The following is a 20450-nucleotide window of genomic DNA, read 5'->3' on the forward strand; positions in this document are numbered from 1 at the left end:
TAAAGAATTCCAACGCCCCGTGGTGCGCACAAACAGAAACCGTTCCCCAACGATGGCGGTGGAATCACGTTTTGATTGATCACGATGATTTAAAGGGTTTTCCCTGACCCAAAGGTGCACACGTAGCCCCCTGATGGGCCGCGGTGCAACCTCACATCCATGCGCCGTGCCTGATCCCGGATGCGTTCATATCTTGGCCTTCCGGCAATTCCCCACAGGAGAATAAAAATGGTACGAATTGCGACGCCACTCAGTGAAATCAAGGAGCATTACGACATTGTGGTGATCGGGTCCGGCTATGGCGGAGGCATTGCTGCATCGCGCATGGCGCGAGCGGGCCGCACAGTCTGTCTGCTGGAGCGCGGCCGCGAAATCATTCCCGGCGAATATCCCAATACCCTGGCGGAGGCGACGGAAGAGTTTCAAGTCCATCACCCCGATGGCCATATCGGCTCACGCACCGGTTTGTACGATCTGCATGTCAATGCCCAGCAAAACGTCGTCGTGGGCTGTGGCCTGGGCGGCACCTCGCTGATCAACGCCAACGTCTCGCTGGAGCCTGAGCCTCAGGTCTTCGAAGACCCGCGATGGCCCCGGCACGTGCGTGAGCATGCCGATACCTTGCTCAAGGAAGGCTTCGCCCGGGCGCGGGAAATGCTCCGGCCCACCCCTTACCCCGGCACGGCGGCCGCCTTGCCCAAGCTGCAGGCCAACGAAAAGTCCGCCTCGCAGATGCAGGCTACGCACACCTTCTATCGCCCGCCCATCAATGTCACGTTCGACGACTTGCCGGACAACCGCAACCACGTGGGCGTGGAGCAATTGCGCTGCAACGATTGCGGCGACTGTGTCTCCGGCTGCAACAACAAAGCCAAGAACACCACGCTGATGAACTACCTGCCCGATGCCAGCAATCACGGCGCGGAAATTTTCTGCCAGGCATCGGTCCGCTATCTGGAGCGCGATGGCGATGGCTGGATCGTGCACTACCAGTATGTCGGCACCGGGCGGGAGGCGTTCGATGCGCCAACGCTGTTCGTCAAGGCCAATATCGTCGTACTCTCCGCCGGCACGTTGGGCTCGACGGAGATCCTGCTGCGTTCGCGCACCCAGGGCTTGCTGCTCTCCGATAAGCTGGGCAAGCACATGAGCGGCAACGGCGACATCCTGGGCTTCGGTTACAACAACAACGACAAGATCAACGGCATCGGGTTCGGCGCGCACTCCGGCAAAGGCATCGGCCCGGTGGGGCCCTGCATCACCTCCATCATCGACATGCGCGATGAGAAGGACTGGACACAGCGCATGGTGATCGAAGAAGGGTCGATCCCGGGAGCCCTCGGCGGCGCCATCGTGCCCGCCATGGCCGCCGCATCGACGCAGATCGGACGGCCGACCTCTACCGGGGTGGCCGCGAAGATAGCGCACGCCGCCAGAGAGGTGGAGAGCGCGGTACTGGGGCCCTACTACGGGGCGGTCAATCGCCTGCAAACCTATCTGATCATGAGCCACGACAATGGCGCGGGCGAGATGAAGCTGGACGACCACGACCAACTGTGCGTCCACTGGCCCGGCGTGGGAGAACAGCCCAACTTCAAGATCGGCAACGACCGACTGTATGACGCCACGCGCGCACTGGGCGGCACCTATGTTCCCAATCCCATCTGGACCGACCTGTTCAAGCACAGCCTGATCACCGTACACCCGCTGGGCGGGTGCGTGATGGGCGAGGACGCGGCACAGGGCGTCGTCAACCACAAGGGGCAGGTGTTCAGCAGCGCGTCAGGCAGCGATGTCTACCCGGGGCTGTATGTGACCGATGGCTCGGTCATCCCCACTTCGCTGGCGGTCAACCCATTGCTGACCATTTCGGCTGTCAGCGAGCGAACGATGGCCTTGCTGGCGCAAGACCGGGGCTGGAAGATCGACTACACCTTGCCGTCGGCGCCCAGCAAGCCCGCCCGGCCAGTCAAGCCGGGCATCGAATTCACCGAAGCCATGAAAGGGTATGTCTCCCTGGCCCATCGACAGGCGCAAGGCACCGATCCCGCCGTCTACGAGGCGGCCTACCAGGCCGGCAAGGACGCCGGGTCCACCATGGCGTTTATCGTGACGATCAGGTCCGACGACCTGGACCAATTGATCGCCAATCCCCAGCATCCGGCCACGATCGTCGGCACACTGAATGCCCCCGCTTTGTCTGCGCGGCCGCTGACGGTGAGCCATGGCGTGTTCAATCTGTTTGAGGCATTTCCGGAACAGGTTGGCGTGCGGCACATGAACTACAACATGGCGCTGACCGCGGAAGACGGCAAGGAATACTTCTTCAGCGCCTTCAAGTCCGTGCCCAGCGACCACAGCGTGTTGCGAGCGTGGGCCGACACCAGCACGCTCTATGTCACGGTCTACGACGGCACGGACAACACCGGACCGGTCGTCGGATCGGGCGTCCTGCATATCGAACCGGCCGACTTCGCCAAGCAGATGACCACGATGAAGGTCCTCAACGCCTCCGGCGAGGCTGAGCGCCTGAAAGATCTGGCCCGTTTCGGCAAGTATTTTGCCGGGGTGCTGTGGGAGAGCTACGGCGGGGTGCTGGCCGGGAACGCCTACTTCAACCCGGATGCCCCGCCGCGCAAAAAGCGCCCGCTCAACGCCGGCGCGCCGGAAGTGTTGTTCTTCCAGACCGAGGACAACGTGACGCTGCGCCTGACCCGCTTCCAGGGCGGCAGCAAGGGGCCGGTGATGCTGGTGCACGGCCTGGGCGTGGGGTCGAACATTTTCTCGACCGACACCATCGCCACCAATCTGCTGGAGTTCCTCTACCAGCACGGCTACGACGTCTGGTTGCTCGATTTCCGCGTCAGCATCTTGCTGGAGGCCAGCCGGCAGCAATGCGATGGCGACCAGATCGCGCGGTACGACTTCCCGGCTGCCATCGACCGGATTCGCCAAGCCACCGGAGCCGACGACGTGCAATGCGTGGTGCATTGCTATGGCGCCACCACGTTTTTCATGTCCCTGCTGGCCGGTCTGCAGGGTGTGCGCTCCGTCGTGTGCTCGCAGATTGCCACCGACATCGTCGTGCCCCCGGCAACCGCCGCCAAGACCGGGCTGCACATCCCATCGGTGCTGGACAAGCTCGGCGTGAAGTCCCTCACCGCCTATACCCAGGCCAACGCCGACTGGCTCGAAAAACTCTATGACACGGCGCTTAAAGGCTATGCGCTAGTCGAAGCACAAGGCTATTGCAACAACCCGGTCTGCCACCGCATCACCTTCATGTATGCCTCGCTGTACCGCCACGAAACGCTCAACGAATCCCTGCACGACAACCTGCATGAGCTGTTCGGCGTGGCCAACATGCGGACCATGGAGCATCTTGCCCTGATGTGCCGGACGGGCCATCTGGTGGGCTTCGGCGGAGAAGACATCTACATGCCGCACCTGGACAGGCTCCAGTTGCCGATCCTGTTCATCAGCGGAGCGCAGAACGAATGCTATCTGCCTGAAAGCACCCGGCGCACGTATCAGCAACTGGTGGATCGCTTTGGCCCGGAACGGTACAGCCGGCTGGTCATACCGGGATACGGCCATATCGACTGCATGTTTGGCAAGAATGCCGCCATGGATGTCTATCCGGCCATCCTGGCCCACCTGGACAAAACCGCCTCGGCCTGAGGCAACCGCGACATCACCCAGGTTGCGCAGCATCGACTTGCAGTATCGCCGGCCGGCGCATGTTGCCGACCGACCCGTAATGGCAACACCGTGAGGGAGCAGGCGCCCAGGCACCCCTGCTACCGCAGCCATTGACGCCGTCAAGGGGACATCAGCATGTTGAAGACCGGCTCCACAGTCCAATGCATCCAGTGGTACCAGCGCTTTATCTGGATCGGGATCGCGATCAATCTGGTGTTCGCCATCCCGGCGCTGTTCTGGCCCGATTTTCTCAACGCCACCTTCGGGCTCCCCACGCAGGCCACGTACCCGTGGCTGCAGAACACCGGCATGCTTCTGGTGGGCATCAGCCTGTTTTACGCCCCGGCCGGGATCCACGCGCTGAAGTACCCGGTGTACGCGTGGCTATGCGTACTGTCGAGGCTGATTGCCGTCGTCTTCTGGATCTACCTGATCAACACGTCCGGCTATCCGGAGGCATTCCGCCCCCTGATGTACTCGGACGGTGCCATGTTCCTGATCCTGGGCGGTCTGCTGTATGGCGCCATGCCCAGCGATCAGCGGCCCTGGGCCCTGATCGTGGCGGGGCTCGATGGCTTATGGAGGTGCCTGAAGGCGAGCTTGACCGGTCCCCGCCGCAAGGTGTCGCTGGTGGTCGCGCTGATCGTGGCATTCGTGGGCTTCGAAACCTGGGTCAATCTGTTTCGCGAAATACCACAGCCCGCATTGCAGTCGGACGTGGATCATTTCAAATATGCGCCGATCGGTCTCGGGCAGGATTCCCGCATCCCGCTCTATGTGTTCAATGTGTTGCCGCGCGCCTGCGCGCAGCACATGCCGAAGCAAAGCCTGGGCTGGCAATCGTTCGGCTTCGTCTATGAGGGTGGCCATGACTTGCCGATCGGGCTGGCCAGACGCCAGATCGGCTATCCCTCGGTGGAGGCCAACTGCGCGCTGTGCCACACCGGGCAATACCGCAAGAGCGTGGACGATGTCCCCGTGCCGGTGCCGACCGCCCCGGCGGCGTTGCTCAACCTGGAATCCTTCCAATGGTTCTTGTATGACTGCGCCGGCGAGCCGGACTTCACCAGCAGAGTGATGCAGGAAATCGACAAGCACTACAGCCTGGGCACCATCGAGCGGCTGTTCTACCGCTTCGTCATCGTTCCCGCCACGCAGAAGGCATTCCTGAAGCAGAAGCAGCAGTACGCCTGGCAGAAGCTCCGCCCCGAGCAGGGGCCGGGCCGCACGGACACCTTCAATCCCACCAAGATCGTGATCTTCGGCTTCCCGGACGACTCAACCATCGGCACGGTGGATCTGCCGCAAATCTGGAACCAGAAGCCGCGCGAATCCATGTATCTGCACTGGGACGGCAACAACAACGACATTCATGAGCGCAACTACGCCGCGGCCATGGCTGTCGGTGCGACACCGCAGTCGGTGCTGCCCGCCGAGTTCAAGCGCGTGACGGACTGGCTGCTCGACCATCAACCGCCGAAGTGGCCATTTGGTGAACTGGACCCAGTCCGGGTGCGTCGCGGCGAGAGCCTGTGGCAGGCCCACTGCGCAAACTGCCATGCCTTCGGCAAGGCCGCCACGGGGCAGGTCACGGTCAGGCTGGATCAGTTGGGGACGGATCCGGACCGGCTCAACTCATTCACCGTCGGGCTGGTGAGCAAGTTTCACCAGTTCAAGTCCGCACCGTTCGATTTCGGCGCCTACCGCAAGACCCAGAGCTACAGCAACACGCCGACCGACGGTATCTGGCTGAGGGCGCCCTATTTGCACAATGGCTCCGTTCCCACGCTATGGGACCTCCTGCAAAAGCCGGAGCACCGGCCCAAGGTGTTCTATCGCGGCTCCAGCGTGTTCGACCGGGAACATGTCGGCTTCGTCACCGCCGGGCCGGATACCAAGGGTGGCGGCACGTTCAAATTCGATACCGGACTGCCGGGCAATCGCAACACAGGACATGCGTACGGCACGGACCTGACCGACAGCGAGAAGTGGGACCTGATCGAATACATGAAAACGCTGTAAGGCCGCAAACACGTGGAGGTGTGCGATGTTCTTCGAGGACTGGAAAACCCGGATCGAAACGTATTTCGAAAATGCACGGCACAACCTGCAGCGGAAACAACAGATCCTGGCACGGCTCAAGCAAGTGCATCAGCAGGTGCGGGAAGTCATCGACTCAGGCTCCACCTCGGCGACCGGCATCCCGTGGGAGCTCGCGCATGGCCTGACCATCCTGGACGGCGTGGCAGCCGGTAAACCGCTGCCGACCACCGTGGCCGAGTTGCCGACCCGGGTGATGGACGATGGCACGCTGCTGGGCTGCCGCAAATGGGAACTGCTCGACCCAAAGTGGGGCGAAGCCCTGGTGGAGTGGATGGAACACCTGGTGGACCGTGCATCGTGGGGCCAGACCCCCGGCAGCGTCGCCATGCCCCCCGAACACGTCAGTCTGGCCATCGCCGGCGACTGGGGGACCGGTGACGGCATCGCCGGCAAAGTCGCCAAGGCCATGGGGCAACGCCCCGCGGACTACACCGTCCATCTGGGCGATGTCTACTACGCCGGCGCGAACCCCGATGAAGGCCGGGACCTCTCCGCCTGGCCGGCGGGCACGCTGGGGCAGTTCACCCTCAACTCCAACCACGAAATGTACAGCGGCGCAGTCGGCTATTTCCGGGAGCTGGCCCAGCGTTTCCCCTTGCAGAACGGCACCAGCTATTTCAGCCTGCAGAACGACCACTGGCTGATCGTCGGTCTCGATACCGCTTACTACGCGGACGAGATGAACCTGTATATGGATGGCGCGCTAGGTGACCAGCAAACGGCCTGGCTGAAGCAATTGGCCCAGGGTTGTTCCAAGCGGATCCTGCTGCTGTCGCACCATCAGGGCTACTCCATCGACGGCACCAGCAAGACCGCGCTCTACGATCAGGTACTGAATGCCTTGGGCCGGGAGCCGGATTACTGGTACTGGGGCCACCTGCACAACGTCATCTGCTATCAGCCGCAAGGCAAGCTCCGCGGCCGCTGTGTTGGCCATGGCGCCATTCCCTATGGCAGGGCCAGCATTCTGGACAACCAGGCGCGGGTGGCCTGGACCGAAACACAGTCCGCCGGCGACGACCAGTACCCGGATCGAATACTGAACGGTTTTGTCAGGCTGACGCTGGACGGCGAGACGCTGCGGGAAGAATGGATCGACGAGAACGGAAACAAGCGCTGGCCGTTGCCTTGAAGCGATGCGATGGCGTCGAAGCGGGGCGTCGAATCATGGCCCCCCTGCCTTGAGATCGCGCAGGAAGGCCCGCCATCCGATGCCCCATCGTCGGTCAATCAACACACACGCAAGCCATGCCGCGGCAGAATCGCGTCAAGCAGCACAGAGCGATGCTCCTTCACGGCATCGTGGAAATGGCGGTAGTGCGACGTTTCGAATGCCGGCTGCCATTGCGGTCGGTGGCTGCCGTCGTCCGACGCGGTGATTCCCGTCGCCATGTGCTTCCACGAACCCGCCCCCTTGGCGATGTAGGGCGGGATACGTTCAACACCGGGAAACTTTTTTTCATCGACCGCTTTCTGGATGGCGGCCAGCCGCTTATTGGCATCCTCCCAACGGTTGGCATCCAGCAACGCCCGCAAGGCAGCGGCCGTCTCTGCCGGTAGTGCCGGCGTGTTGTTCAAATCCGCCTTGCCATCCTTGAAGGCGCGTATCGCACCATAGGCCCGGTCGGCCGCCGCAAGGAAATCGTCCAGGTTGTTGCGGACGATCTTTGTCCCAAAACCGTTCGTGTAGTGCCACATGGTCCACGGCTGATCGGGAAAGCTCAGCGCTGCGCCGTGTCCCAGCGGCAAGTACCAGCTCAGGGTCATGGCCACGATCTTGTCCTTTAGCCATTCGAACGCCGCTGCGATTTTCCCCGTCATGCCGGGGTGGCTGCTGCCGTCAACGGTGATGTCGTCGACGTGGTTGTGTTGGCTGACAATGCCGCTGAATCCCTGGTGGGCCCAGGTATCGACGTAGGCGTGCAGCGTCACGCCGAGGCGATGCAGCGCGTTGTCCTGGCGGTGCCTGGCCAGCGCGTCGCAGACCAACGCTTGAGCAATCGCACTGTTCGGACGGCAGACCAGCCGGTCTTCGAACGTGGCGCCGTCACCGCCCGGCACGAAATGGAAGGGGATCCACGACTCCCGGTTGTCCTCATTGATACGATTTCGGTAGTCGATCATGCCGTGCGCACTGGCAAAACGCTCGAAGCGCTGCCCATCACGAAATTTCAATAGCCCGTCTGTCGTCGCATCATCGACATACTGGCACGCATGCGCCACGGTCTGCGCCTCATCCCGTGTCAGCCCGGCTGTACGGGCGAGGATGAAGATCACGCCATAGTGAAAATCGATGTTCATATGCATGCCCCTCCGAGTTGTTGGACGCCGGTCCTGATTGCCTCGCCTGCGCGTTTCGTCTCAGAGCGCAGGATCCAGAGGCGTGATCCGTGTCAGCATCACCGTGTATTCCTCCGCGGCAATCTGCCGGAATTTCATTCTCGCCACGGCTTCCCGCTGCCCCGGATCGGTATCCGGAAACAGGCGGCCTGCGGCCTCCGCGATGACAGCGTTGGGATTCTCGATCTTGGGCAGGTTGTCCGACGCGATGCCGTCGGTCGCTTTCATCAGCAGGTCGATCGGCACGACATCGGCCAGCCCGATGGGGAGCAGCACCGATGCATTGCTGCCGAAATGGCGGCGCACGATGGCCTGCGAACAGAGTCGCAGCGTGAAGCGAAACGGGAAACCGGTTCGGATGGAAAGCAGCACGGGATCCGCCGCGGCGACTTGCTCGACGGAGTTGATTCCCTCGGCTTCCAACACGGACACGATCGGCAGCGTGACCCCACTGAGGGAAAGCAGCCGGTCGGGAGCATTCTCTTTTTTTTCGATCTCCGTGAACTGAGGAAACCCCAACCTGCGGACGATCTTGAGCAATGCATCCACGGGGAATGCCCCCAGTGCAAAGACGGCCAACGCGTGAGCACCATCCGTCCCGTCCTGGCCGTTGACGGCGAGGGCAATCGGTATTGCCAACAGGATGCGCAGCGCGTACCAGTAGACGTCGGAGACATTCAGCGACCTGCGCCGGATGCTGAGCACGGCATCGCTCACGACAAACATCAACGCGCCGCCGCATGATCCAACCAGAACCTGTTGGCTGATTCCGTAGACGCAGGTTTTCAACGCGGCGACATCGCATTGGGCCGGGTTGTAGTTGCAGCCCACCAGGGAAGCGGCGGCATACGCGACGGTCAGAAGGATGACAAACGGCGGGACAAATGGCACCAAGCCGTATTGCTCGTGATAGATGCGAGCAAACAGCCGGTCACACAAGTCGAACCGCTCATCCGCGACTTTCCGCCAGCGATCGCCGGCCGGCATCGATTCCGGCGAATCCTGTAGCGCGGCGTTGTATTGCAGAACCTGCATCAGGCGCTTTGACCAGTAGCGCTGCAGATAGGCGGAGAGGGCATCGCCCTTCAGGCTGTTCTGGAATTCGCGGTATCGCGTGTACCACCCCAGGCAGAGGAACGCGATCAATGGCGCACCGATCATCACGGTGACCATTGCCGACAGGATGATGGCGAGTTCCAACTGCGCTGGGCGACAGCGAACCACCCTCCAGAGAAAGAGTCCGCCGGTTACGTTGATGCCGATGAGCGTCAGCGTCAGAATGACGGCGCGTCCTCGCGCCATCCAATGCGCCTCTGTCAGCGGGCGCTCAACCTGCCTTGGATCTGTTGGTGACGCCAACGAACCGTTCATGTTGTGCCCCTGCCCCGACCTGAATGTGCGCCTTCAGCGTTCGGCGGAAAAGGCGTGGCATCTCAAGGCCGGCTTCGGGTCGGCCTCGCAAGGGCGGAGCTGGGTCTCGCTTGCGCGTGCCGATGCAAAACGGCCCGGCGCAGGCTTCCCGTCCGCACACCTCTCCCCCTAGGCTGATTCTAGTGATCGGCCCCATGACGCGCGGTGGCGAACATGTTGAAATAAATTTATGCCCAGGGAGCACCGGACTTCATATCACGCATGCAAACGATCCTCGAGGCATGACGGCGGGATGTTGTCTCCAGACTGCCCCATGCGGGCTCACGCTCGCTTGCGCTGCCACTTGCCCTCGGTTCGTTGACGAGCCGCGCGTTAGCGGCCCCGATGACGGCCGCCCGCGCCGCGCCCAAACGATGGCGCGGCGGGCGGCTCCGGCTCAGGCCTCCGCCTCCGGCGCCGTCACGTCTTCCATTCGCTCGATGCGCACGCGCATGATGCGGCGGCTGCCGACTTCCAGGATCACGAAGCGCAGGTCGTGGCGCACCAGCGCATCGCTGACCTCGGGCAGCCGGTCCCACTGGCGGAACAGGTAGCCGCCCAGGCTGGTGGCACCGCCGCCCTCGTCGAGCAGCCAGTCGACGTGCAGGACGTCTTCCAGTTGGCGCAGATCGGCCTCGCCGGCCACTTCCCAGCAGCCTTCGCGGAGCGCCACCACGCCGGGGCGCTCGTCCTCGTCCGGGAATTCGCCGGCGATGGCTTCGAGCACGTCGATGGGCGTGACCACGCCCTGCACCACGTTGAGCGGGTCCGTCACCACCATCATGCGCCCGCGCGAGCGCTTGAGCTGATCCATCAGGCGCAGGATGCCGATGCCGTCCGACACCTTCAGCGCCGGCTTGACCGAGCGCTCCACGTCGATGGCGCCGCGCGTGTCGAGGTCGCCCATCAGGTCTTTCGCGCGGGCGACGCCCACTAGGTCGTCCAGCCCGCCGCGGCAGACCGGGAACTGGTTGTGGGGCACGGCCAGCAGCAGTTGCCGGGTGTGCGCGATGTCGCCTTCCAGGTCGACCCAGGAGATATCGTGGCGCGGCGTCATGATCGAACGGACCGAGCGCTCGGCCAGGCCCAGCACGCCGCTGACCATGCTGCGCTCTTCGGGCCGGAACACCGTCTCGGGCGTGGGCAGACCGGGCGCGTGCGAGGCGGCGGCCTCCGCCTCGCCGGTGCCGTGGTCGGCGCGACGCTCGCCCAGCAGGCTCAGCACCGTATCGGCAGTGCGCTCGCGCAGCGGGCGGCGCCGCTCGTAGCGGTCGGAGTTGCGCTGCGCGACCTGGTTGAAGAACTCGATCAGGATCGAGAAGCCGATCGCCGCGTACAGATAGCCCTTCGGAATATGGAAGCCCAGCCCTTCGGCGACCAGGCTGAAGCCGATCATCAGCAGGAAGCTCAGGCACAGCACCACCACGGTACGGTGCGCATTGACGAAGTCCGTCAGCGGGCGCGACGCGAACAGCATCGCGCCCATCGCCACCGCCACCGCCGCCATCATCACCGGCAGGTCGTTGACCATGCCCACCGCGGTGATGACCGAATCGAGCGAGAACACCGCATCCAGGACCACCACCTGCGCGATCACGTTCCAGAACTTGCCCTGCCCCGCGCCATGGCTGTCGTCCTGGGGCTGGCCGTCGAGCCGCTCGTGCAGCTCGGAGGTCGCCTTGAACAGCAGGAAGAAGCCGCCCAGCAGCAGGATGATCGACCGGCCCGACAGCGCGACCGGCCCCAGCGTCAGCAGCGGCTTGGTCAGCGTGATGAGCCACGACATCATCGACAGCAGCACCATGCGCATCACCAGGGCCAGCCCCAGGCCGATCATGCGTGCGCGGTCCCGCAGCGCGGGCGGCAGTTTGTTGACGAGGATGGCGATGAAGACGAGGTTGTCGATGCCGAGAACGATCTCGAGCACGACCAGCGTCACGAGTCCGATCCAGATGGACGGGTCAGCAAGCCAGGACATAGAAAGGAGTGGGTCTCACGACAAAACGAATCCGCCGATGATAACCGCAGCGCACGCCCGCCCAGCGCGACGCGGCATCGCGCTCGCAGCGGCCGGGCCGGCGGGGCGGGTCAACGCTTGGCCACCGGGCGGCTCGGGCGGTAGCCGTCGGTCAGGGTCTTGAGGAAGGCGACGATGTCGCGCACCTCGGCCTCGGACAGCACGGGCCGGTCACCCGGCTTGCCGCCGAAGGGCGGCTCCGTGTTGACGTTGGCGCGATACCGCGGCGGCAGATCGTCGAACGTGTCGAGGGTGCCGTCGGGCTTGCGCGGATACCACTTCCAGGGCTGCGTATCGCGCTGCGCGTAGAAGCGCACCGCGTCTTCCAGCGAGTGGATGGCGCCGTTGTGGAAGAAGGACTTGCGCAGCGCCACGTTGCGCAGCGACGGCGTGCGGAAGCGTCCGCAGTAGTCGCGGCGATCCGTCAGGTCGGTCCGGTCGGGGCCGCACAGGCCGAGATCGTAGAAGGCCGGATCGGCATTGGCCGCCAGTTGCCGGTTGCGCGGCACGCCGACGGCAATGTGGCCGAAATCCGAAAAGGCCGGGAAGGCGCCGTCTTCCTTGATGGTGCTGGTGTGGCACGACGCGCAGTTGCCCTTGCCCGGGTCGTTGAACAGCCGCAGGCCGCGCATCTCCTGCGGGTTCAGGCTGGCCTGCTTGCGCAGGAAGGCGTCGTACTTGCTGTCGTACGGATAGAACTCGGACGGCGTTTCCTGGAACACCTCGAGCGCCATCAGCGCGGCGCGGAAGGCGGTGTCTTCGCTGTCGAGGATGTCGTTGCCGAACACCTGGCGGAACGTCTGCGCGTGCCGGCCGCCGCGCAGCCTGGCGACCACGCCGGCCGGCGTGCCGTTGGCCATCTCGTGCGCGGAGAGCAGCGGGATGCGCGCCTGGTCGTGCGTGGACGAAGCGCGGCCGTCCCAGTTGTAGCCGCCGGTCGGGCCCTGGTCTTCGGCGTCGTTGCCGTCGTTCTCGTGGAAGTGCTCGGAGAACGGCGGCACGTTCTGCAGATAGCGCAGCGACGGCGCGGCGCGCGCGCCGGTCTTGTCCATCTCCGGGCCGCCGGGCTGGACGGACAGGTCATTGGGCGGCCCGTAGGCATGGGCCGGGCTGTGGCAGCTGGCGCAGGCCAGCCGGCCCGAGGCGGACAACGCGGGATCGAAGAACAGCGCCTTGCCCAGCGCCGCCATGGCGGGCACGGACGGACGGCGTGTCGCCATCATCGTGTAGAAGGCCTTCTCGTAGGCCGGCGCCGCGCCGGCCTGCGGCGCAGCGGCGGGCGGCGTGGCGGCCCGCGCTTCGGAAAGCTCGCCGCGTCCGCATGCGCTCAGCCCGGCAAACGCGAGCGCCACGACAGCCAACAGGCGGACAGAGGCGACAGAAAGCAGGCGGCGCATTGAAGCTCAGCGAAGTATCGGGAGCCCGGCAACTTAACATGACGGCCGTGACAGTTTCGTGTCGTCAACCGTTTGTCATGCCAGTCCACGGAGATCCCGCATGCTGCCCAATGTCTTCAAACGTTCGGCTGTCCCCCTCCTCGCCCTGACGGTGGTCGTCAGCGTGAATTGGGCCGAAATGCGCACCCAGACTGGGTCTTCATCATCAGCTTGTCATACGGCAAGCCCAGACTCGCGCTCATTTTCTCCCCACACACAACAATTCAGGGAAACCATGAGCCGAGCGTTCCATCTTCTGCCGTTGACCGCGCTGGTCGCGGCCAGCATGTCCGCCTGTGGCGGCAGTGACTCCAACAGCAGCGCCTCCGCTTCCACCTCCGGGGTGGTGACCGGCAGCTACTTCGAGCATGCCAAGGTCTGCATCGACACCAACAGCAACGGCAAGTGCGATGCGGGCGAGACCAGCACCTACACCGACGCCAACGGCGCCTACACGCTGACCGGCCAGGGCGCCATCACGGTGGAAGTCGGCACGGACGCGTTCCGCAACGACCCCGCCACGGGTTCGCACACCGCCATCACACGCCCGTTGGTGTTCCGCGCACCGGCCAGCGCCAACGGCGTGGTCAGCGCGATCACCACCGAACTGGTGGCGCTGATGGAGAGCAACGGCGGCGATCTCGGCGCCGCCAAGACCATCCTGGCCGCGCGCCTGGGCGTCACCGCTGACAAGCTGCTGGCCGACCACAACAAGGAAACCGACCCCACCGCCAAGGCCACGCTGCAGGCCGAGATCGACCAGACCATCGACCTGATCGCCGATGCGGTGGGCAACGGCGGCGACTTCCTCAAGGGCATCCGCGACGGCGTCGGCAAGCGCGTGGCGCTGGTCAACAACGTCAAGACCATCGTCGTGATCTACGCGGAAAACCGCGGCTTCGACAACCTGTACGGGCTGTTCCCCGGCGCCAACGGCGTCCCGGGCGTGAACCCGACCTCGACCGGCACCGCCGCCGCGCAGAAGGACTTCGACGGCTCCACCCTGCCCTCGCTGCCGCCGACCTGGGGCGGCCTGACCGCCGCCGGCCAGAGCGTGACCGTCACGCAGGCGCAGACCACCGGCTGGGCCAACAAGCCCTTCCAGATCGACGATCCGAGCGGCGTGAACGGCACCGGCGTGGTGGTGCCGCAGAGCGTCATCACGCGCGACCTGGTGCACCGCTTCTATAACAACCAGATGCAGATCAACGGCGGCGCGAACGACAAGTTCACCGCCTACTCCGATGCCGGCGGCCTGTCGATGGGCTACTACGACGGCAGCAAGATGTCGATGTGGAGCCTGGCCAAGCAGTACGTGCTGGCCGACAACTTCTACATGGGCACCTTCGGCGGCTCGTTCCTGAACCACCAGTACCTCATCTGCGCGTGCGCGCCGACCTATCCGAACGCCGACACCTCGGTGGCCTCGGGCAGCATCGCGAAGATCGACACCGATGCCAGCGGCAATTTCGTGCGCCTGACGCCGGGCACCAACACCCCGACCTCGGTGCTGTCGGGCAAGGCCACCTATGCCAATGACGGCGCGCTCACGCCGAAGGACGCGGCGGGCATGTTCTACGCCGTCAACACCATGCAGCCGCCGTACCAGCCGAGCGGCAACAACGCCCCGTCCGGCGGCAACGCGAGCTACGCCGACCCGGCCAAGGCCTCGACCCTGCCGACGCAGTCGCAGACCAACATCGGCGACCTGCTGACCGCCAAGGGCATCAACTGGGCCTGGTATGCCGGCGCCTGGAACGCGGCCACCTCCGATGCGCCCAACGCCACGCGCAGCGTGATCTATGCCGGCACCACGCAGTTCCAGCCGCACCATCAGCCGTTCAACTACTACAGCCGCTTCGATCCGGCCACCACGAGCGGCGCCGCCGAGCGCGCGGCCCACCTGAAGGATTACGACGCCGCCTTCCTGCAGGATGCCGCCGCCGGCACGCTGCCCGCCGTGACGTTCTACAAGCCGCAGGGCAACCTGAACCAGCATCCGGGCTATGCCAACGTGGCGGACGGCGATGCCCACATCGCCAGCGTGATCGCCCAGCTGCAGCAGAGCCCGCAGTGGAAGAACATGGTGATCGTCGTGACGTATGACGAAAACGGCGGCTTCTACGACCACGCCGCGGTGCCGAAGGCCGACCGCTGGGGTCCGGGCACGCGCATCCCGGCGATCATCGTGTCGCCGTTCGCCAAGAAAGGCTTCGTGGACCACACCCAGTACGACACGGCCTCGGTGCTGCGCCTGATCACGCACCGCTTCGACCTGCCGACCCTGCCGGGCCTGAAGCAGCGCGACGCGGCCCTCGTCATCAACGGCGGCAAGCCGATGGGCGACCTGACCAACGCGCTGGACTTCTCGCAGTCGCAGTAACGGCGCCGGGACGTTCCCGGACGGCCGGGCAAAAAGGGGCGGCTCCAGGGCCGCCCCTTGTCATTCGCCGCCGCTGCGGGCGCCGGCGTGCCGGACGGTGTGATCGCGCTATTTGCCTTTCTTCTTGCCCGACGGCTTGCCGCCGCTTTCCGCCTGCTCCAGCCGCATCCCCACCTTCAGCGTCACCTGCCAGTGGGCGATCTTGCCGTCCACCAGGTGCCCGCGCGTTTCCATCACCTCGAACCAGTCGAGGTAATGCAGCGTTTCCGAGGCCCGGGCGATGGCATTGCGGATGGCGGCATCGCTCGACTCCGGAGAAGACCCCACCAGTTCGATCATCTTGTAGGTATGCGAACCCATATTGCCTCCTGGTTGTTGGCTTCGGACAAGGGACGCGGCCAGGCACGGACCGGACGCCGGGCGCGCGCCACGTCACTCTCTCCAGAATGGCACCTGCCGCCCCGCTCTGGTAGTCCGATTTTGGGGGACGCTGCAAATGCCTGGCGGTTAATTGCACTTATGGAGCTGACAAACCTTGTCAGGCCGGCCGACGCGACACGTCAGGCCGGCAAGCCGGCCTGATCCAACTTGCCATTTTCCGCAAGCGGTGCGCAGCCGGCCGCACCGCAATCGAGCATCCGGCCCCTGGCACGGAACCTGCCTCAGTGGCTGCAACCGTTTCACCGACAGGAGACGCCATGCGTCATCCCGACCAGCACGCCGCTTCACGCCACAGCCACTCCGACACCGCCCGCCTGCTTGCCGATACCGTTGCGTTCCATATCGACCGGGGCGGCCGCCGCATCGACGCCACGTACTCGGCCCGCAACGGCATCGTGACCGTCAGCCACCAGGGCAAGAGCCTGTCGACCTACTCGCCGGAAGCCGACCACCACACCGTCGCCCGCAAGCTGCTCAGCGTCATGCTGACCCTCTGAGCCCGGCACACCCCTGCGCTGCCGCTTCGGTGGCGGCGGCGCTTGCCTGCCGCGCTATGCGCGGGCCGGCTGAGCCGGATGCGCGGGCGCGCCTTTGCCCGCTCATGCACCTGCCCGTAGCCGCCGTCGGCTTCGGGTGCGATGCCGGCCTGCGCGCACGGGATCGGATGGCCCGGATTCGGGAGGCCGCCAGGATCGGGCCGCCTTTGCGCGATGCCGCTGCGTCCCGCAAGGGCCATTCCCGCCGCGCGGGCTGGAGCCACGCCGCCCCATGACTTGCGCTACGATGGCGGGCATCCCGCACCCCACTCCCACCCGTCGCCGGCTGCCGGCGCTTTTGTAACGTGTCTGGCGACGCCGGCCTGTCCTCTCCTCCCGCCCCCGCGCAAACGCTGTCGCACGCGCCCTTCGCCTATCCCGCCTTCCGGCTGTTCTGGCTGGCCCGGCTGTCCACCACCTTCGCCTACCAGATGTTCGGCGTGGCGGTCGGCTGGCAGATCTATGACCTGACGCGCAGCGCCTATGTGCTGGGGCTGGTGGGGCTCGCGCAGTTCCTGCCGTCGGTGGTGCTGGTGCTGGCCTCGGGCCACATCGCCGACCGCTACGACCGGCGGCGCGTGGTGCGCATTTGCCAGGCGATCGAGGCGTTGGTGGCCGCCATGCTGGCCGCGGCCACGCTGACGGGCCACGCCAGCATCCAGCCGATCTTCGTGTTCGTGGTGGTGATCGGCGCGATGCGCGCATTCGAAACGCCGACCCTGCAGGCGCTGCTGCCCTCGCTGGTGCCGCCGGCGGCGCTGCCGCGCGCGGTGGCGCTGTCCAGCTCGGCCGGGCAGACCGGCATCATCCTGGGACCGGCCGTGGGCGGCTTCCTGTATGTGGCGGGCGCGCCGGTGGTCTATGCCACGGCAGCCGGCCTGTTCGTGCTGGCGCATGTGCTGGTGGCCTGCGTGCGCACCGGGCGGGCGGCGCCCGTCAGCCGGCCGGTGAGCCTCGAATCGCTCTTTGCCGGCATCGCCTTCATCAAGGGGCGGCCGGTGGTGCTGGGCGCGATCTCGCTGGACCTGTTCGCGGTGCTGTTGGGCGGTGCGACGGCGCTGCTGCCGATCTATGCCCGCGACATCCTGGGCACCGGCGCTTGGGGACTGGGCCTGCTGCGCTCGGCGCCGGCCATCGGTGCGCTTGCCATGGCGATCTTCCTGGCGCACCGGCCGCTGGAACGGCACGTCGGGCGCGTGATGTTCGCGGCCGTGGCGCTCTTCGGGCTGGCCACGATGGTGTTCGGCGTCTCGCGCTGGCTGCCGCTGTCGATGCTGGCGCTGGTGGTGCTGGGCGCCGGCGACATGGTCAGCGTGGTGATCCGGACCTCGCTGGTGCAGCTCGACACGCCGGACGCGATGCGCGGCCGGGTGAGCGCGGTCAACTCGGTCTTCGTGGGCGCCTCCAACCAGCTGGGCGAGTTCGAGTCGGGCATGGTGGCCGGGATGCTGGGGCCGGTGCCTTCGGTGGTGCTGGGCGGGCTCGGCACGCTGCTGGTGGTGGCACTGTGGATGCGCCTGTTTCCGGCGCTCACGCACCGCGACCGCCTGCGCGAAGCGCACCCCGCCGGCGAGGGGTAACCACGCCCCACGGCCGGCCCGCGCGCGCGGCGCCGTCCGGCAGCCGTGTCAGCGAAACCCCGATGGCATGCGGCTTGACCGGCTCGTATGCTGAGGACGTCATGCACTTGGTCGCCATGGTGCCTTGCGTTCGATCGTGAAGTCCTTGCTGCATCCTTCCTCTCGTGCCCCCGCTGCGCACCGCGCGCAGGACGCGGCGCTCTTCAGCACCCATCCCCAGGGAGACGCCCCGCCGATCCGGCCCTCCGCCTGGCTGGTGGCGATCGGCGCGGCCGTCGCGGGCACGTTCGCGCGGCTGATGCTGGAATCGGCCGCCGGCATCCGGCTGCCGTTCTACCTGGCGTTTCCGGTGGTGACCGTGGCCGCGTGGTACGGGGGCTTCTGGCCGGGCGTGGTCGCCATCGCCGGCTATGCCGCGCTCTTCGCGGGGCTGGCGGCCCTGCAGATTTCGCCGCCGCCTGCGCAGCCGATCCCGCCGACGCAGCTGGTGGTGCTGGCCCTGGGCACCCTGCTGATCTGCGTGCTGTGCGAACAGCTGCGGCGCGCCCGCGCGGGCGCGGAACGCCGCGCGCGCGCCGAGACCCAGCAGCGCGTCTCGCAGCAGCGGCTGCTGGCCGCGCTGCAGGCCTCGCCCATCTCGCTGTACGACGTCGATAACACGATGCACTTCACCTGGGTGCACAACCCGGTGTTCGGCCTGCAGCCGCACGAACTGCTCGGGCGCACCGTGCGCGAGGTGTTCGGCCGCCGCGCCGCCTCGCGCCTGACCGATGCCGGCCAGCGGGTGATCGCCACCGGCTTGCCCACGCGCGTCGAGTTCGCCTTCCGCCGCCGGCACACCCAGCGCGTGGTCTACGACGTGGTCGTCATGCCGCTGCGCGACGACACCGGCGAGATCATCGGCCTGACCAACGCCGTCATCGACATCACCGAGCACCGCCAGGCCGAGGCGCGCCGCGCGCTGCTGCTGGAGGCCGAATCGCGCGCCCGCGAGGAAGCCGAGCGCGCCAGCCGCCTGAAGGACGACTTCCTGGCCACCGTCAGCCACGAGCTGCGCACGCCGCTCAACGCGGTGCTGGGCTGGGCGCAGCTGCTGGCGATGCGCCCTTACGACGAGGCCATGTTCCGGCGCGGCCTGGAGGCCATCGAGCGCAGTGCCCGCACGCAGGTCCACCTGATCGACGATCTGCTCGACATGTCGGCCATCCTGTCCGGCAAGGTGCCGCTGGAGATCGGGCCGGTGGACCTGGCCGACGTGCTGGAGCGCGCGCGCGAGACCATCGAGCCGATGGCGCGGCAGAAGCAGATCACGGTCGACACCGAATACCTGCCGGTGCCGCTGCTGCAGGGCGACGCCGGCCGACTCAAGCAGGTGTTCTGGAACCTGCTGGCCAATGCGGTCAAGTTCACGCCCGAGGGCGGGCATGTGCGGATCACCGTGCAGGCCGGCGCGGACGGCCTGGTGGCAACGGTGCGCGACACCGGTATCGGCATCGAGCCGACCTTCCTGCCGCACGTCTTCGATCGCTTCCAGCAGGCGGACCTGTCGAGCACGCGCCGTCATGGCGGGCTCGGCCTGGGCTTGGCGATCGCCAAGCAGCTGGTGGAGCTGCACCACGGGCACATCACGGCGGCCAGCAGCGGCGCCGACCTCGGCACGACCATGGCCGTGACCCTGCCGCTGCATGCGCCGCCGTCGAACGAACCGCCGGGCCGCGCGCCGGGCTTGGTCACCGGGACAGCCGCGCCGGCGCTCGACGGCCTGCGCGTGCTGGTGGTGGACGACAATGCCGAATCGCTGGGCGTGATCGCGCTCATGCTGGAGCGCTACGGCGCCGAGGTCGTTACCGTCGCCAGCGGCGCGGCCGCGCTCGATGCGCTCGATCGCGCGGCGGGCGGCCCGCCGTTCGATGCGCTGGTCAGCGACCTGGCCATGCCCGGCATGGACGGCATGCAACTGCTGCGGGCCATCCGCGCGCGCGGGCTGACGGCGCTGCCGGCCATCGCCGTGACCGCCTTTGCCGACCCGATCCGCCTGAAGGCCGCCAAGGAAGCGGGCTACCAGTCCGTCATCACCAAGCCGATCTTCCCCGGCGAACTCGGCCACGTGCTGGCCGCCAATGTCCGGCGGGCCACCGGACCGCAGGACGCCTGAATCCATCCCCCTTCGGGAAAACCCGATGACTCGATAGGATTATCTCGAAAGACGTAATCCAAAATGGCATTGCTTTTTTCAAATCAGCGCCGCAAAACAATCCGTGATTATCAAAAACCACCATTGAGCATGACTTCATGCAGACCGGCACTCGCATGAATTCTGAGTCAAATATTAGTTAATTGACAGTCCATAATCCCCTTCCGAAACTCTCAACTTAATTCACCTGAGAGGCGGGACGCGCATATGCGGCGGATAAAAGTAACGCATAGACCACTCCGCGAGAGACAAAGATATTCACATCCGGAAAATCGCCTTACCGGCGCGCAGCCGAATCGATCGGCAGG

Annotated in this window: 12 protein-coding genes; 7 read left to right on the forward strand and 5 right to left on the reverse strand. The window is 65.6% G+C overall.

Annotated features, from left to right (window positions below):
• Positions 1 to 228: 228 nt before the first annotated feature.
• From GO999_RS19900 to GO999_RS19910, 3 genes are all read left to right on the forward strand, one after another.
• Complete coding sequence (locus GO999_RS19900) at positions 229 to 3681, forward strand: alpha/beta fold hydrolase (RefSeq protein ID WP_211907150.1); 3453 nt, start codon at positions 229 to 231, stop codon at positions 3679 to 3681.
• 156 nt (positions 3682 to 3837) lie between these two features.
• The gene (locus GO999_RS19905; protein ID WP_211907151.1) at positions 3838 to 5724 is read left to right on the forward strand and encodes a c-type cytochrome; all 1887 of its coding nucleotides are present in this window, start codon (positions 3838 to 3840) and stop codon (positions 5722 to 5724) included.
• Positions 5725 to 5749: 25 nt separating this feature from the next.
• On the forward strand, positions 5750 to 6937 hold the full coding sequence (locus GO999_RS19910) for a metallophosphoesterase family protein (protein ID WP_020830315.1): 1188 nt from the start codon (positions 5750 to 5752) through the stop codon (positions 6935 to 6937).
• 98 nt (positions 6938 to 7035) lie between these two features.
• Here GO999_RS19910 and GO999_RS19915 read toward each other — a convergent pair whose 3' ends face one another.
• From GO999_RS19915 to GO999_RS19930, 4 genes are all read right to left on the reverse strand, one after another.
• Positions 7036 to 8112 (reverse strand): DUF6765 family protein, encoded by a 1077-nt coding sequence (locus GO999_RS19915; protein ID WP_016726168.1) that lies wholly within the window; start codon positions 8110 to 8112, stop codon positions 7036 to 7038.
• 54 nt (positions 8113 to 8166) lie between these two features.
• Positions 8167 to 9516, reverse strand: coding sequence for a hypothetical protein (locus tag GO999_RS19920; RefSeq protein WP_249215123.1), 1350 nt, complete (start codon positions 9514 to 9516; stop codon positions 8167 to 8169).
• A gap of 436 nt (positions 9517 to 9952) precedes the next feature.
• On the reverse strand, positions 9953 to 11533 hold the full coding sequence (locus GO999_RS19925; RefSeq protein ID WP_019719657.1) for a TerC family protein: 1581 nt from the start codon (positions 11531 to 11533) through the stop codon (positions 9953 to 9955).
• A 110-nt stretch (positions 11534 to 11643) separates the two neighbouring features.
• Complete coding sequence (locus GO999_RS19930) at positions 11644 to 12969, reverse strand: cytochrome-c peroxidase (RefSeq protein ID WP_211907152.1); 1326 nt, start codon at positions 12967 to 12969, stop codon at positions 11644 to 11646.
• Positions 12970 to 13243: 274 nt separating this feature from the next.
• Here GO999_RS19930 and GO999_RS19935 point away from each other — a divergent pair, with 274 nt between their 5' ends.
• Positions 13244 to 15391: an acid phosphatase gene (locus GO999_RS19935; protein ID WP_211907153.1), complete on the forward strand. Its 2148-nt coding sequence runs from the start codon at positions 13244 to 13246 to the stop codon at positions 15389 to 15391.
• A gap of 108 nt (positions 15392 to 15499) precedes the next feature.
• On the opposite strand, the gene GO999_RS19940 is transcribed toward GO999_RS19935, so the two are convergent.
• Positions 15500 to 15751: a dodecin gene (locus GO999_RS19940; RefSeq protein ID WP_011004462.1), complete on the reverse strand. Its 252-nt coding sequence runs from the start codon at positions 15749 to 15751 to the stop codon at positions 15500 to 15502.
• 338 nt (positions 15752 to 16089) lie between these two features.
• On the opposite strand from GO999_RS19940, the gene GO999_RS19945 reads away from it, so the two are divergent.
• The 3 genes from GO999_RS19945 (at position 16090) to GO999_RS19955 (ending at position 20103) form a co-directional block, all read left to right on the forward strand.
• Positions 16090 to 16329: a hypothetical protein gene (locus GO999_RS19945; protein ID WP_011004463.1), complete on the forward strand. Its 240-nt coding sequence runs from the start codon at positions 16090 to 16092 to the stop codon at positions 16327 to 16329.
• A gap of 344 nt (positions 16330 to 16673) precedes the next feature.
• Positions 16674 to 17948 carry an MFS transporter gene (locus GO999_RS19950; RefSeq protein WP_011004464.1) on the forward strand — a complete coding sequence of 425 codons (1275 nt, stop codon included), beginning with the start codon at positions 16674 to 16676 and terminating at the stop codon, positions 17946 to 17948.
• A 124-nt stretch (positions 17949 to 18072) separates the two neighbouring features.
• A complete protein-coding gene (locus tag GO999_RS19955) occupies positions 18073 to 20103 on the forward strand; it encodes a hybrid sensor histidine kinase/response regulator (RefSeq protein WP_211907154.1) in 2031 nt (676 codons plus the stop codon).
• Positions 20104 to 20450: the final 347 nt, after the last annotated feature.

The sequence above is a fragment of the Ralstonia nicotianae genome, from assembly GCF_018243235.1.
Lineage (GTDB): Bacteria > Pseudomonadota > Gammaproteobacteria > Burkholderiales > Burkholderiaceae > Ralstonia > Ralstonia nicotianae.

Coding starts and splice junctions, on each gene's coding strand:
- GO999_RS19900 (WP_211907150.1), top strand. CDS start 229: ATGGTACGAATTGCGACGCCACTCAGTGAAATCAAGGAGCATTACGAC.
- GO999_RS19905 (WP_211907151.1), top strand. CDS start 3,838: ATGTTGAAGACCGGCTCCACAGTCCAATGCATCCAGTGGTACCAGCGC.
- GO999_RS19910 (WP_020830315.1), top strand. CDS start 5,750: ATGTTCTTCGAGGACTGGAAAACCCGGATCGAAACGTATTTCGAAAAT.
- GO999_RS19915 (WP_016726168.1), bottom strand. CDS start 8,112: ATGCATATGAACATCGATTTTCACTATGGCGTGATCTTCATCCTCGCC.
- GO999_RS19920 (WP_249215123.1), bottom strand. CDS start 9,516: ATGAACGGTTCGTTGGCGTCACCAACAGATCCAAGGCAGGTTGAGCGC.
- GO999_RS19925 (WP_019719657.1), bottom strand. CDS start 11,533: ATGTCCTGGCTTGCTGACCCGTCCATCTGGATCGGACTCGTGACGCTG.
- GO999_RS19930 (WP_211907152.1), bottom strand. CDS start 12,969: ATGCGCCGCCTGCTTTCTGTCGCCTCTGTCCGCCTGTTGGCTGTCGTG.
- GO999_RS19935 (WP_211907153.1), top strand. CDS start 13,244: ATGAGCCGAGCGTTCCATCTTCTGCCGTTGACCGCGCTGGTCGCGGCC.
- GO999_RS19940 (WP_011004462.1), bottom strand. CDS start 15,751: ATGGGTTCGCATACCTACAAGATGATCGAACTGGTGGGGTCTTCTCCG.
- GO999_RS19945 (WP_011004463.1), top strand. CDS start 16,090: ATGCGTCATCCCGACCAGCACGCCGCTTCACGCCACAGCCACTCCGAC.